This is a genomic window from Clostridium sp. (genome assembly GCF_036643715.1).
Taxonomy (GTDB): Bacteria; Bacillota; Clostridia; order Clostridiales; family Clostridiaceae; genus Clostridium.
In genome coordinates this window covers 4437-18910 of the sequence record NZ_JAVXRL010000056.1, presented here as the reverse complement: position 1 = coordinate 18910, position 14474 = coordinate 4437, and the positions used below count along the sequence as shown (strand labels likewise).

The following is a 14474-nucleotide window of genomic DNA, read 5'->3' as shown; positions in this document are numbered from 1 at the left end:
AATTAAAGGAAGATGCAAATTCACCAATTGATATATTTTCATTAGTGAATTCATTAGATAATTTAACTATAGTTTTTTATCCAATGAGTGATAGAATAAGTGGAATGTGTATTAAGGTTAATAATAATAGCATTGTTGCTATTAATTCAAATATGACATATGGTAGACAAAGATTTACAATGGCTCATGAATTATGTCATTTATATTTTCATAAAGAACTTAATAGTATATGTGCAAAAGATATTGAAAATGTTAAAGATGAAAAAGAAGAAGAGGCAGATATGTTTGCTTCATATTTTTTAGCTCCTTACGAAGCTTTACAAAGTTTTATATCAGAAGAAAAATTAACGGAAGATAATAGAAAAATCACAGTAGAAGATGTAGTAAGAATAGAACAACATTTTGGATTAAGTAGACAGGCGATTTTAAATAGACTTGTTTCAGATGGATATATGAATAAATCTGAGACTTATTCAATGAAAAGTGGGATTATTAATTCAGCTCTAAAATTAGGATATGATGCTACTTTATATATGCCTAGTCAAGCAAATAAAAAATATTTCACAATGGGTAAATATATAAAAATGGCAGAAGAATTAAATGATAAAGAGCTTGTATCCAGTGGAAAGTATGAAGAATTGTTATTAGATGCTTATAGAGCTGATATTGTCTTTGGATTAGATGATGAGGAGGAAATGTATGACTAAAGAAATGTTTTTCGATACAGATTGCATTTCCTCTTTTTTATGGGTTAAAAGGGGAGATATTATAATAGATTTATTTACTGGAAAAATAATTTTGCCGAAACCTGTTTATGATGAATTAAAGAATCCAAGAATACCTCATATAGGCAATGAAATAGATTCTATGAATAGTAAGGAGATATTAGAAGTATTAGATATAGAAGTAGGATCAGAAGCTTATGAAATTTATATTGAATTAGCTATAAAACCTAAAGACGGTAGAAAGCCTATAGGAAAAGGCGAAGCAGCAGCTATAGCATTAGCAAAAACATACAATGGAATTATAGCAAGTAATAATTTAAGAGACATAATGTATTATGTTCAAAAGTATAATCTAAAACATGTTACGACTGCTGATATATTACTTAAAGCTTTAAATGATGAAGAAATAACTGAGGATGAAGGTAACTGTATTTGGAAGAAAATGCTTTCTAAAAGAAGAAAGCTTCCGACAAAGACTTTTACTGAATATATAAAAAACAAAGACAAGCTATAAATAGTATTGAATGATAATAAAGAAAGTTATATAACTTTCTTTATTTAGATTAAGGGAGATTAAAATGGATTTGAAAAAAATGAAGTCAGAGGCATTGGAATATAACAAATTAAGTGATCAGCTAAATAGTTTAATTGAACAATATAGTTCTAAATATAAAGACTATAAAGAAGCATATTCAAATCGTAAAGGTAAAATGGTAGATAAGTTTATAAAGGAATTTAAAGAAATATATACTAAACTTGATTTTGAAATTAAAGAAAGTAAGCGCTACTATAATACAGTTAATGAAATATATATTGAATATATAGCTGATTTACAAAGTCTAGAATTTCAATTAGTAATATCAGCAGAACCAAACGGAAATTATGATGGAGAAATATATAAAAGTATTAGATTTTTACAGACAAAGCCTCAAAGTATAAATGTTGAAATAATACCTAATATTTGTGAATTTAAAATTGACTTTAGCTTAAGTAGAAAAAAAGATGGAATAATAATAGATAAATATTCAAGAGATAATATTAGTGTGTTAAATGATATAAAAGAACATATAAAAGAAACTAGGTTTACAATAGAAAGTATGAAATTAGCGTATAATATAATTGATGAGAGTAAGAATGTTTTAGAGAAGAGTTTGGAAGAAGTAAATAAAAGAGATTTTATTGGAGTAATAAAAATTAATGAAGAAAATATAGATATAGAATGTCTACAGAATTTAATCGATGTTTTATAAGTAAAATGGTTAAACTAATAGAAAAATAAATTAATAAAAGCAATAAGGACTAGGGTGTATTTCTTAGTCCTTTATTTTTTGAATTTCATCGTAAAAGTGGGAAAAATAGTGGTAAACATAAAGAAAAAGCACTATCAAAATACTGTTTAAGCAAGTGATAGTGCTATTCTTATAAATGTATGGTGCCACCAGTGGGAATCGAACCCACACGGTAAAACCGCATGATTTTGAGTCATGTGCGTCTGCCAGTTCCGCCATGGTGGCAAGAAAAGTTTCTTAACAAAATCATTATAGCAAATATTAGTATAAAATTCAATGAAACAAATAAAATTATCAAAAAAATGAAAAAAATTAATATTTTAGTTGTTTGATTGTAACACATTTGCTAAAATGTATGTAGGATAAAACTTAACCCACTGGGGCAGTTTTTGACCTAGCTAGAAAAGTAAACTAATTTTTTATACATAAAATGAGTTTATAATCTAATAATTAGGGAGGAGAAATAAGAATATGATGTATTCAACAGAAGTTCAAGAAATGTGTGTAATCGCTAAAGGACCTAACCACGGACCAGCACCTATTCCTGAAGAAGGAAGATGGGTTTTAGCTAAAGAAGTAAAGGATATCTCAGGTCTTACTCATGGAGTAGGTTGGTGTGCACCTCAACAAGGAGCTTGTAAGCTTACTTTAAACGTTAAAGAGGGTATAATTGAAGAGGCACTAGTAGAAACAATAGGATGTTCAGGAATGACTCATTCAGCTGCAATGGCTTCAGAAATATTACCAGGAAAGACTATTTTAGAAGCATTAAACACAGACTTAGTTTGTGATGCTATAAATACTGCAATGAGAGAATTATTCTTACAAATCGTATACGGAAGAACTCAAACTGCATTCTCAGAAGGCGGACTACCAATAGGAGCTGGACTTGAAGATTTAGGAAAAGGTCTTAGATCACAAGTTGGTACTATGTACGGAACAGTTGCTAAAGGACCAAGATACCTTGAAATGGCAGAAGGATACGTAACAGAAGTTGCTCTTGATGCTGATAATGAAATTATCGGATACAAATTCGTTCACTTAGGTAAGATGATGGAATTCGTTGCTAAGGGAATGAGCGCTAATGAAGCGATGGAAAAAGCAAGAGGACAATACGGTAGAGTAGAAGACGCTGTTAAATTATTAGATCCAAGACACTCATAATTTAAATTAATTTGTAAGGAGGAATTTAATCATGGCATTATTTGAAAGTTATGAAAGAAGAATAGACCAAATCGTTCCAGTACTTAACAAATACGGAATGGAAAAAATAGAAGATGCTAAAGCTGTATGCGATGCTGTAGGTATCGATCCATACACAATCGCAAAGGAAACTCAACCAATCGCATTTGAAAATGCTGGATGGGCTTATACTTTAGGTGCTGCTATAGCAATAAAGAAGGGTTGCACAAAGGCTGCTGAAGCTGCTGAAGCAATCGGAGAAGGATTACAAGCTTTCTGTATCCCAGGATCAGTTGCTGATGATAGAAAAGTTGGAATAGGACACGGAAATCTTGGAGCTATGCTTTTAAGAGAAGAAACAGAATGTTTCGCTTTCTTAGCAGGACACGAATCATTCGCTGCTGCTGAAGGTGCTATCAAAATAGCTGAAAAAGCTAACAAAGTAAGAAAACAACCATTAAGAGTTATCTTAAACGGTCTTGGAAAAGACGCTGCTATGGTAATCTCAAGAATCAATGGATTCACATATGTTGAAACTTCATTTGATTTCTACACTTCAGAATTAAAGGTAGTAAGAGAAAAAGCTTACTCAAACGGAGACAGAGCTAAGGTTAGATGTTTTGGTTCAAACGACGTTAGAGAAGGTGTTGCTATCATGCACTTAGAGGGAGTTGACGTATCAATAACTGGTAACTCAACAAACCCAACAAGATTCCAACATCCAGTTGCTGGAACATACAAGAAAGAATGTGTTAACGCAGGAAAGAAATACTTCTCAGTTGCATCAGGTGGTGGTACTGGAAGAACTCTTCACCCAGATAACATGGCTGCAGGTCCAGCTTCATACGGTATGACTGATACTATGGGAAGAATGCACTCAGATGCACAATTCGCAGGATCATCATCAGTTCCAGCTCACGTTGAAATGATGGGTCTTATCGGAATGGGTAATAACCCAATGGTAGGAGCTACTGTTGCTGTAGCTGTTGCTGTAGAAGAAGCAATGAGCAAATAATTTAAATTTTGTAAAAATTTATTTTAATAATAAGGTCCAATGCTAGATTTTATAAATCTTGCATTGGATCTTTTTTATTTTAAAATTATATTTAGTATAGAAATGTAATAAAAAATTATAAGAATGTTAATTTCAAATATGATTTTATAGGTGTAGAATTAAAATGGAAGATAAGATTATGTCACAAAAATAAATAAATAAATAAATAGATTGATAGTTTTTTGAATTTGTGATAGTATCAGGATATTACACATTTTTAGGAGGATTTAAAATGACAATAGAACCAGAGCCGGGGAGCATTATACCCCAGTTAATATTAATAATTGTTTTAACAGCAATTAATGCTTTTTTCTCATCAGCAGAAATGTCTATAGTATCAGTAAATAAGAGCAAAATTAGAGTTCTTGCAGAGGGTGGAGACAAGAAAGCAATTTTATTAGAAAAAGTTATGAAAAACCAGAGTACTTTTTTAGCAACAATTCAAGTAGGGATAACTCTTGCAGCATTCTTTTCAAGTGCATCAGCTGCAACAGGAATTTCAGGAGCATTTTCTAAGGAACTAGATAGTCTTAGTGTTCCATATGCTAATCAAATAGCAATAATAACAGTAACAGTTATACTATCATACTTTACATTAGTATTTGGAGAACTAGTCCCTAAAAGAATAGCACTTCAAAGAAAAGAGAAAACAGCACTTGGTACAGCGAAAGTAATATATCTTACATCAATAATAGCAAAGCCTTTTATTAAAATACTTTCATTATCAACTACACTTATATTAAAAATTGTAGGATTTAATGGAGAAGGCATTGAAGAAAAAGTGTCTAAAGAAGAGATACAAGCCTTAATTTTAGAAGGTGAAGCTGAAGGTGCAATAGGTGAAGATGAAAAAGATATGCTAAATGGTATATTTGAGTTTAATGATAGATTATCAAAGGAAATCATGACATCAAGAAAAGATACATATATGATAGATGTGTCAGATGACATAAACGAATATTTAGATGATACGATAAATTCACAGTATTCAAGAATTCCAATTTATGAAGATGATATAGATAATGTAATAGGAATACTATATATTAAAGACTTCTTCGTAAAGGCAAGAAAAGTTGGATTTGAGAATGTAAATATTAGAGAAATTCTTCATAAACCATATTTTGTCCCAGAAACTAAAAGAATCAATGAACTATTTAAAGAACTTCAAGTAAATAGAAACCATATGGCAATATTAATTGATGAGTATGGTGGATTTTCAGGTATAGTTACTATGGAAGATTTAATTGAAGAAGTTATGGGGGATATCGATGATGAATATGATATTGATGAACCTGATATAAAGCCAATAGGAGATGGAAAATATTTAGTTAAAGGAACTATAAATATATACGATTTTAATGAAGAGTTTGACACTGATATTGAAGAGGGTGATTATGATACTTTAAATGGTTATATAATTACTAAAATAGGTAAAATACCTAAAGAAGGTATTAATGTTGAATTTAGAATAGATGATGTGGATATAAAAGTAGTAAAAGTAATGGATAGAAGAATTGAAGAAGTAGAAGTTACGTTATTACAAAAGGAAAAAGAAGAAATATTAGAAGCATAGAAAATGTGGTTAATCTAGAAGAAATTATCTAGATTAACCTTTTTTTTTATTAAAACCCGAATTATAGCATGTCCAAAAAGGTTCTATAATTCGGATAATCTTACGATTTCCATAAATAATTTAAAAAAAGTTCAAAAATATTCGGATATAGGGTAGAAATTTGACGAAAAATAATATATTATAGTTTTCGGACAAAAATTATTAAGAGAGAGTGGTAAGATGAAAAACTTCTTTAAAAAAGATGGATTACTTGATGACTATTTTGAAATAAGTAAAAATGGTTCAAACACAAAAAGAGAGGTAGTTGCAGGATTAACAACATTTATGACTATGGCATATATATTAATTGTTAACCCATCAATACTTGCAGCAGCCGGAATGGATCAAGGCGCAGTATTTACAGCTACAGCACTTTCAGCTTTTGTTGCAACAATGCTTACTGGAATTTATGCTAAGCTACCTTTTGCACAAGCACCAGGAATGGGACTTAATGCATTCTTCGCTTATACGGTAGTAGTTGGTATGGGATATTCATATCAATTCGCATTAACAGCAGTTTTCTTAGAAGGTATAATATTTATATTATTAACAATAGGTAATGTAAGAGAAGCAATAGTTGATTCAATACCAGAATGTATTAAAAAAGGTATATCAGTTGGTATAGGTCTACTTATAGCTTTAATTGGATTAGAAGGAGCTGGTATAGTTGTACACCCAGCAGATGGTGGAACAATACTTGCACTTGGAAATATAACTAAAGGCGCAGGGTTACTTGCTATAATAGGATTATTAATTACAGCAATACTTTTAGCTAAGAATGTTAGAGGAGCACTATTCTTTGGTATGCTTATAACAGCTATTATTGGAATTCCTTTTGGAATAACACCAATGCCAACAGGAGTAGTTAGTGCACCACCTTCAATTAGTGGCGTTTTATTTGATTTTGAATGGCATAATATATTCTCAATGGATATGTTAATAGTTTTATTTACATTATTATTTATGGACTTATTTGATACTATTGGAACTTTAGTTGGAGTTGCAACTAAAGCCAAAATGCTAGATGAGAATGGAAAAGTTCCAAACATCAAGAAAGCTTTGCTTTCAGATGCCGTAGGAACAACTTTTGGTGCTTGTGTTGGAACAAGTACAGTTAGTACATTCGTTGAAAGTGCAGCAGGGGTTGCAGAAGGTGGAAGAACAGGACTTACAGCTGTAACTACAGCTATAATGTTTGGATTATCATTATTCTTTGCACCAGTGTTTGCATCAATTACTCCAGCAGTAACTGCTTCAGCGTTAATATTAGTTGGATTATTTATGATAGAGCCAATAAGGACTATTGACTTAGAAGATTATACAGAATCAATTCCAGCATTTTTAACTATGATAATGATGCCATTTTCATATAGTATTTCAGATGGTATTATTTTTGGAGTAATTTCATACATAGTATTAAAGTTCTTCACAGGGAAATATAAAGAAATAAGTATAACTACAGTAATTATTGGTGTAGTATTCTTACTTAAATTTTTAGTTTAATTTAAATCCTACAGTTTGTTTAACGAACTGTAGGATTTTTTATTAATAATAATAAATTTTTTAATATTTATTTTGAATTTAACACTTTAATATAATAAAGTGTTAATTTTATAGCTTTAAGTAATGGGTATTTTGACAAAGTGTTAAATAAAAGTTTTAAAATCGATAAAATGATAAAAAAATCATATAAAAGCCGAATATTGTCGAAATGTAAAAACTTTGATATAATAGACAAATACTAAAATAAAAATTTAACAATGAACTAAAGAAAGCGAGAGAAGAATAATGTCAAATAATGATAAGAAACTAAGATGGTATAATCTTGCTATGATGGCCTTTGTTTCCGTTTGGGGATTTGGTAATGTTGTTAACAATTTTGCTAACCAAGGACTACAAGTAATTGTATCATGGGTTTTAATAATAGGATTATACTTTGTACCATACGCATTAATGGTTGGAGAGCTGGGTTCAGTTTTCAAAGATGGTAAAGCAGGCGTAAGTACATGGATAAGAGAAACTAAAGGAACAACATTAGCATACTTTGCTGGATGGACTTATTGGGTTGTGCATATACCTTATTTAGCACAAAAACCACAAACATTATTAGTAGCTTTAGGATGGGCGGTTAAAGGAAATGGTGATCTTGTTAAGTCAATGGATCCATTAGTAGCTCAACTTATTACTTTAGCAATATTCCTATTCTTCTTATGGGTAGCATCAAGAGGTATGACTTCACTTAAGCTTATAGGAACAATAGCAGGAACAGCTACATTTATTATGTCAATATTATATATTGTATTAATGATGGCAGCACCAGCTATAACAGGAGCATCAATTGCTACAACTAATATATCAATGGATACGATAATTCCGAATTTTAACTTTTCGTATTTCACAACTATAGCAATGTTAGTATTCTCAGTTGGTGGAGCTGAAAAGATTGCACCTTATGTAAATAATACTAAAAATGCTAGTCGTGAATTCCCACTAGGAATGATTATATTAGCTGTTATGGTTACTATTTCAGCTATACTTGGTTCATTTGCAATGGGAATGATGTTTAATGCAAATGATATACCAAAAGACCTTATGATGAATGGTCAATATTATGCATTCCAAAAACTTGGTGAATATTATGGAATAGGTAATGGATTCTTATTTATATATGCTATAGCAAATGCATTAGCACAAATATCAGCATTAATATTCTCAATAGATGCACCACTTAAAGTATTATTATCAGAAACAGATGATAACTTTGTACCAAAGGGATTAACTAAGACTAACAAGTATGGAGCTCCTATAAAGGGGTATTTAATGACAGCGGTATTAGTTAGTATATTAATAGTTGTACCAGCACTTGGTATAGGTAATGTAAATGAACTTTACAACTGGTTATTAAGACTTAATGCGGTTGTAATGCCACTTAGATACTTATGGGTATTCTTAGCATTCATATTACTTAAGAGAGCTGGAGATAAATTTAAGGCAGATTATAAATTTGTTAAGAATGATAAGTTTGCATTAGTTATTGGTGTTTGGTGTTTTGCATTTACAGCAATGGCATGTATATTAGGAATGGTTCCACAAGGCATTGAATCAATGACAAGTGGATGGTGGTTCCAATTAATATTAAATGTTGCAACACCATTTGTATTAATAGGACTAGGATTTATTCTTCCTAAGATTGCAAGAAAAGAAAAATTAAAAGCTTAATATATATACTTAAAGACACCTGCTATTTTTAGTAGGTGTCTTTTTAAAAATGAATGTTAATAAAATTGATAGAGAAACCTCTTTAATACTTAACAATTAAATTGTATAATAGTTAAAAATGATATTATTATAAAGGAATGAGAATATGAACAAAAATTTTAAATTCGCGCTATATTTTATAATAACAATATTAGTAATAGGAGTAGTTGCTGGATTTTTCATTAGAATATTACCTTATTTAATATTAATAGGGTTAATAATGTGGGCAATATTCAAAATAAGAGCTTATTTCTCAAGAAATAAAAATGAGTATGATAATAATGATTATAAAGAAACTTACACATATGAAAGTCCAGAAAATGAAACTAAAGATGATGAAGAAGAATTTGATACATCAAAAGCTATAGATGTTGATTATGAAGAAGTAGACAAAAAATAGGTTATAGAATTAATTTAAACCTTATTTAAAGAGGGGTAATATAATGAACTTTAGAAAGTTGAAGATTTTTTACGAAACAGCAATTAATTTAAATATGACTAAGGTTGCAAAATCTTTGTATATAAGTCAGCCGTCTGTTAGTCAGGCTATTCAAGAACTAGAAGAAGAACTTGGAGTTAAAGTATTTGATAGAATAGGAAAAAGACTTAGTCTAACTTATGAAGGTGAAATATACTTTAACTACGTTAGAAGAATATTAAATTTATATGATGAAGGTGCCCAAAAGATAAAGATGATAAATAACAAAGAAGAAGGTAAGATAGTTATTGGGGCAAGTACAACTATAGGGATTTATATTCTTCCAGAAATTATAAAAGGATTCGTTGAAAGGAATAAAGGAATAGAAATTTCTCTTATAATAGAAAATACAAAGAATATAGAGAAAATGATACTCCAAAATAAAATTGATTTTGCTTTTATTGAAGGTAAAGTACATTCAGAAGAAATAAGATATGAAAAGGTATGGAAAGATGAGATTGTATTTATAGCTCCATACAATGATAGATGGTGTGAAAAATCAATAATTAAAAGTAATGAATTAAGCAATGAAAAATTTATAGTTAGAGAAAGAGGTAGTGGAACTAGAGAAATTGTTGAAGCTTACTTAAATGATAAAGCTATAGAGTACAATGTATTTATGGAGCTTGGTAATAGTGAAGCTATTAAAAGAAGTGTTGAAGCTGGCCTTGGGATTGGATGCATATCAAGACAATGCATAAAGGAAGAGATAAAAAGAAAAAAAGTTAAAAAGATAACTTTAGACAAAGAGACAATAAATAGAGATTTATTATTATTAGTACATAAGGATAAGTTTATTAGTAATAATATGCACGAATTCATGGATGAAGCAAAAACATATAAATTATAATTGTTAAAAAAGAAAAGTCTAAATATGTACTTAGTATATATTTAGACTTTTCTTTTTTATATTAAATTACATATTTATATAAAATTGATAAATAAATACAGTTAATGTATAATTAATTAAATTGCTATAGTATAGCAGTATAAAAGGGGGCGTTGAAATGAAGAAAATTGAGATGAAAAATCCATTAGTAGAAATGGATGGGGATGAAATGACAAGGGTTTTGTGGCAAAGTATTAAAGAGGAACTTATAAAGCCATATGTAAACTTAAAAAGTGAGTACTATGACTTGGGGATAGAAAATAGAAATAGTACGAGTGATGAAGTAACGGTACTTGCTGCAAATGCAGTGAAAAAGCATGGAGTAGGAGTTAAATGTGCAACTATAACTCCTAATGCTCAAAGAGTTTTAGAATATAATTTAAAAGAAATGTGGAAAAGTCCAAATGGAACAATAAGATCTATATTAGATGGTACAGTTTTTAGAGCACCTATATGTGTAAGCTCTATAAAACCATTTGTAAAGAATTGGACTAGGCCTATAATAATTGCAAGGCATGCTTATGGGGATGTTTACAAGGATGTCGAAATGAAAGTAGAAGGTAAAGGTAAGTGCGAATTAGTATTTACAAGCGAGAGTGGAATTGAAAAGAGAGAATTAATACAAAACTTTGATGGAGATGGGATAGTACTTGGTATGCATAATTTAAAAGCATCAATAGAAAGTTTTGCTAAAAGTTGTTTTAATTTTGCATTAGATAGTAAAATGGATTTGTGGTTCTCAGCGAAAGATACAATTTCAAAAAAATACGATCATACATTTAAAGATATTTTTGATGAAATATATAATAATGAATATAAGATGAAATTTGAAGAATCTAATATAGAATATTTTTATACGCTTATTGATGATGCAGTAGCCAGAGTTATTAAATCAGATGGTGGAATGATTTGGGCTCTTAAAAATTATGATGGAGATGTTATGAGTGATATGGTAGCTACTGCTTTTGGATCTTTAGCTATGATGACATCAGTTTTAGTTTCCCCAGATGGTAGTTTTGAGTATGAGGCTGCCCACGGTACGGTTCAAAGACATTATTATAAACATTTAGACGGTGAAGAAACATCAACTAATTCTATGGCTACAATATTTGCTTGGAGTGGTGCATTAAGAAAAAGAGGGGAATTAGATAAAATATCAGAATTAGTAAGATATGCTGATATTTTAGAAAGGGCATCTATTGATACGATAGAAAGTGGAATAATTACAAAAGATCTAGCTTCTATAACTGAATTAGAAAATTATAAAGTTGTAAATAGTTTTGAATTTATAAACTGTATAAAAAATAGAATAGAAGAGCTAATTTAATAATCAAATGGAGGTGTTTTTAATACCTCCTTTTTTACTTTAATAGAATAAAATGGTAAAAATATTTTATCAAACACGAAAATGAATATAATATGAATTATAGAAGTAAAAGTTTACAAAAATATCGTATTTTTTATATTTTTTTAACAAAAAATGTTTACAATCAGGAAAGAATTGTATAAAATAGTTAATATACCAAAGAAGTTCACAGAAATTAGGAATAAAATAGTAAGTGTAGAAGTAAAAATAGTATATATAAAAGTCAAGATAGTTTGAATAATTTAAATATAAAAAATATTCAGAAAACTATGTACAGGATGTAAAAATTATGATAATATTGTAAATAATAACAGATGTTTAGTGTGTTCATTGACATAGTATAATTACTGACTAATATATGATATTTATTGTTAGAAGGAGATGTAGAAAATGAATAAAGTTTTAGTTTTATCTAAAGGAACTGGACAAGCAAAATCATTTGAAAGAGTTATGGTTGAGCATACTGAAAAGAATGCTTTAAACATAGAATGGATTTTTTCAAAGCATGGGGAAATGGGACAAATTATTGAAAATGGAGATATAAATGTTGTAATTATATCACCAGAAATGATGCTTGTTGAAGCAAAGATAAAAGAAGAACTAGATTCTAAAAACATACCTTATGTAGTATTGAAACCAGTAGATTTTGGTTTAAAGAGAGTAGACAAGATCTTACCTCTATTAGAACCACATTTTAATTAAAATAGAGAAAAAGGGTATGGGAAAACTATAGAAGATTAAATTTCTATAATATAGGAATTAAATTGATGCTTATATAATATTAATATTGTATAAGCAGAAAAAAGGGTTAAATGTAATCTTTTACAGGGAATGATTTTATAGCTATGCTTGTTTTCAAATACAAATATGATTTGACGTCATTCTAATCATACAAGTATGAGTAAACATTCATATAAATTTATTATTAATTTTGGGGGGGAACCGAAATGAAATTTATGGACAAATTTTCTGCCTGGCTTGAAAAAGTTATGATGCCAATTGCATCAAAATTAGGTGGACAAAGACACTTAGCTGCGCTAAGAGACGGATTTATAGCTTATTTACCAATATCTTTAGTTGGTGCTGTAGGAACAATGTTCCTAAACGTTTTACTTAAACCGGACTCATTACTTGGAAAACAATTAAACACAATTGCAGTTTACAAGGATTCAATACAACCTTTCCTTGAAAAGTATGTAAATACTGTATTCAACCAGATGTGGTGGAGTACACTTGCAATGACAACTATTTTCTTAGTTATAACAATTGCATATGCTTTCTGTAGATCACAAGATGTTGATCCATTAGCAGGTGCTGTTGTTGCTGTTGCTTCATACTTAGCAATGGTACCAGATTCATTAAATATTACTGTTGAAGTAGAAAAAGGTGTTGAACAAACATTTGGAACATGGGGTAATATCTCATGGGGATCATTCAACTCAACTGCAATGTTTGCTGGACTTATAGTTGCTTTATTATCAGCACAACTTTTCTGTGCGATAAACAAAAAAGGTTGGGTTATTAAATTACCTGATCAAGTACCACCAGCTGTTGCAAAAGCATTCTCAGCTGTTATACCAGCTATATTAACAGTTGCTGTATTCGCAATTATATCAATGTTATTTATTAAAGTTGTTGAAGTTGATTACAAGACTTGGATTGATAAAACTATTCAAGAACCTTTAACAAAACTTGGACAATCACCATTCACTTACATTGGATTAATTACTTTATCACAATTATTATGGTTCTTTGGATTACACGGTATGAACATGGTAGAGCCTGCTCTTAACACTATGTACTTACCGACATTAAACCAAAATATTGAAGCTGTAAACCAAGGTAAAGAAGCATTACACATCTTCACTAGAAACTTCGTAGATGTATACGCAATGCCAGGTGGATCAGGTGGTACATTAGCGTTAATTATCGCTATATTCATATTCTCTAAGAGACAAGAAAATAGAGAACTTGCAAAACTTGCATTAGTACCAGGAGTATTCCAAATTAATGAACCAGTAATATTCGGTTTACCAATCGTGTTAAACCCAATATACTTCATACCATTTACATTAATTCCAGGAATTCTATGTACAATAGCTTACTTTGCTACTAAAGCAGGTCTAGTTGACAAGATCAGTGCATTTATACCATGGACTTGTCCTCCAATTATATCAGCATTCTTAGCTACTAATGGAGATATCAAAGCTACAATCTTAGCTGCATTATTATTCTTATTAACAATAATAATATGGGCTCCATTCGTTATAGCTGCTAATAGAATCGGAAATGATGAATAAGATTAAATAAAAATATTTTGAAGTGCATAAGCCTTATGGCTTATGCCTTCTTTATAAATAAGAATATTTAACAAATTATATATTGAAGGTTAAAATTATAGTATATAATATAGAAGACAGGGGTATAGATTATATACTATAATTTTAGAATTTAAGTTTGGGAGGTAGAACGATGTCATTTAAAAATTCAGCAGAATTAGATTATCCAGTAGAGGAAGTATTTAAAGTTTTCATGAGAAGCGCTAAGAAAGACTTTCCAAAGTTCAATGAAAAAAATCCAATAGGAACTTCAGTTACAAAAAAAGGTGGAGCCTATGCAGG

13 protein-coding genes and 1 tRNA gene are annotated in these 14474 nt (G+C 29.8%); 13 read left to right on the top strand and 1 reads right to left on the bottom strand.

The window, feature by feature from the left end; genetic code table 11:
• The 3 genes from RSF37_RS12925 to RSF37_RS12915 form a co-directional block, all read left to right on the top strand.
• Positions 1–707: ImmA/IrrE family metallo-endopeptidase (locus tag RSF37_RS12925; RefSeq protein WP_332564813.1), on the top strand; the 707-nt coding region annotated here is incomplete at its 5' end.
• On the top strand, positions 700–1239 hold the full coding sequence (locus RSF37_RS12920) for a hypothetical protein (RefSeq protein ID WP_332564812.1): 540 nt from the start codon (positions 700–702) through the stop codon (positions 1237–1239). The genes RSF37_RS12925 and RSF37_RS12920, both read left to right, overlap by 8 nt.
• A gap of 64 nt (positions 1240–1303) precedes the next feature.
• Entirely contained in the window at positions 1304–1975 is a 672-nt protein-coding gene (locus RSF37_RS12915) for a hypothetical protein (RefSeq protein WP_332564811.1), read from the top strand.
• 180 nt (positions 1976–2155) lie between these two features.
• Here RSF37_RS12915 and RSF37_RS12910 read toward each other — a convergent pair.
• Positions 2156–2239 (bottom strand) — tRNA-Leu (locus RSF37_RS12910).
• 246 nt (positions 2240–2485) lie between these two features.
• Here RSF37_RS12910 and RSF37_RS12905 point away from each other — a divergent pair.
• From RSF37_RS12905 to RSF37_RS12860, 10 genes are all read left to right on the top strand, one after another.
• The gene (locus RSF37_RS12905) at positions 2486–3178 is read left to right on the top strand and encodes an iron-sulfur cluster assembly scaffold protein (RefSeq protein WP_332564810.1); all 693 of its coding nucleotides are present in this window, start codon (positions 2486–2488) and stop codon (positions 3176–3178) included.
• A 31-nt stretch (positions 3179–3209) separates the two neighbouring features.
• Positions 3210–4211: a GGGtGRT protein gene (locus RSF37_RS12900; protein WP_332564809.1), complete on the top strand. Its 1002-nt coding sequence runs from the start codon at positions 3210–3212 to the stop codon at positions 4209–4211.
• Positions 4212–4482: 271 nt separating this feature from the next.
• Positions 4483–5823 carry a hemolysin family protein gene (locus tag RSF37_RS12895; protein ID WP_332564808.1) on the top strand — a complete coding sequence of 447 codons (1341 nt, stop codon included), beginning with the start codon at positions 4483–4485 and terminating at the stop codon, positions 5821–5823.
• 219 nt (positions 5824–6042) lie between these two features.
• Entirely contained in the window at positions 6043–7365 is a 1323-nt protein-coding gene (locus RSF37_RS12890; protein ID WP_332564807.1) for an NCS2 family permease, read from the top strand.
• A gap of 285 nt (positions 7366–7650) precedes the next feature.
• Positions 7651–9081 (top strand): amino acid permease, encoded by a 1431-nt coding sequence (locus RSF37_RS12885; protein ID WP_332564806.1) that lies wholly within the window; start codon positions 7651–7653, stop codon positions 9079–9081.
• A gap of 145 nt (positions 9082–9226) precedes the next feature.
• Positions 9227–9520, top strand: a complete 294-nt coding sequence (locus RSF37_RS12880) for a hypothetical protein (RefSeq protein WP_332564805.1) — start codon at positions 9227–9229, stop codon at positions 9518–9520.
• Positions 9521–9563: 43 nt separating this feature from the next.
• The gene (locus tag RSF37_RS12875; RefSeq protein ID WP_332564804.1) at positions 9564–10448 is read left to right on the top strand and encodes a LysR family transcriptional regulator; all 885 of its coding nucleotides are present in this window, start codon (positions 9564–9566) and stop codon (positions 10446–10448) included.
• 157 nt (positions 10449–10605) lie between these two features.
• Positions 10606–11814, top strand: coding sequence for an NADP-dependent isocitrate dehydrogenase (locus RSF37_RS12870; RefSeq protein WP_332564803.1), 1209 nt, complete (start codon positions 10606–10608; stop codon positions 11812–11814).
• A gap of 429 nt (positions 11815–12243) precedes the next feature.
• Positions 12244–12555, top strand: coding sequence for a hypothetical protein (locus tag RSF37_RS12865; protein ID WP_332564802.1), 312 nt, complete (start codon positions 12244–12246; stop codon positions 12553–12555).
• Positions 12556–12800: 245 nt separating this feature from the next.
• Positions 12801–14153: a PTS sugar transporter subunit IIC gene (locus RSF37_RS12860; protein WP_332564801.1), complete on the top strand. Its 1353-nt coding sequence runs from the start codon at positions 12801–12803 to the stop codon at positions 14151–14153.
• The last annotated feature ends 321 nt before the right edge of the window (positions 14154–14474 follow it).

Excerpts from the sequence above, each read along its gene's own strand:
- RSF37_RS12920 (WP_332564812.1), top strand. The coding sequence starts at position 700 with ATGACTAAAGAAATGTTTTTCGATACAGATTGCATTTCCTCTTTTTTA.
- RSF37_RS12915 (WP_332564811.1), top strand. The coding sequence starts at position 1,304 with ATGGATTTGAAAAAAATGAAGTCAGAGGCATTGGAATATAACAAATTA.
- RSF37_RS12905 (WP_332564810.1), top strand. The coding sequence starts at position 2,486 with ATGATGTATTCAACAGAAGTTCAAGAAATGTGTGTAATCGCTAAAGGA.
- RSF37_RS12900 (WP_332564809.1), top strand. The coding sequence starts at position 3,210 with ATGGCATTATTTGAAAGTTATGAAAGAAGAATAGACCAAATCGTTCCA.
- RSF37_RS12895 (WP_332564808.1), top strand. The coding sequence starts at position 4,483 with ATGACAATAGAACCAGAGCCGGGGAGCATTATACCCCAGTTAATATTA.
- RSF37_RS12890 (WP_332564807.1), top strand. The coding sequence starts at position 6,043 with ATGAAAAACTTCTTTAAAAAAGATGGATTACTTGATGACTATTTTGAA.
- RSF37_RS12885 (WP_332564806.1), top strand. The coding sequence starts at position 7,651 with ATGTCAAATAATGATAAGAAACTAAGATGGTATAATCTTGCTATGATG.
- RSF37_RS12880 (WP_332564805.1), top strand. The coding sequence starts at position 9,227 with ATGAACAAAAATTTTAAATTCGCGCTATATTTTATAATAACAATATTA.
- RSF37_RS12875 (WP_332564804.1), top strand. The coding sequence starts at position 9,564 with ATGAACTTTAGAAAGTTGAAGATTTTTTACGAAACAGCAATTAATTTA.
- RSF37_RS12870 (WP_332564803.1), top strand. The coding sequence starts at position 10,606 with ATGAAGAAAATTGAGATGAAAAATCCATTAGTAGAAATGGATGGGGAT.
- RSF37_RS12865 (WP_332564802.1), top strand. The coding sequence starts at position 12,244 with ATGAATAAAGTTTTAGTTTTATCTAAAGGAACTGGACAAGCAAAATCA.
- RSF37_RS12860 (WP_332564801.1), top strand. The coding sequence starts at position 12,801 with ATGAAATTTATGGACAAATTTTCTGCCTGGCTTGAAAAAGTTATGATG.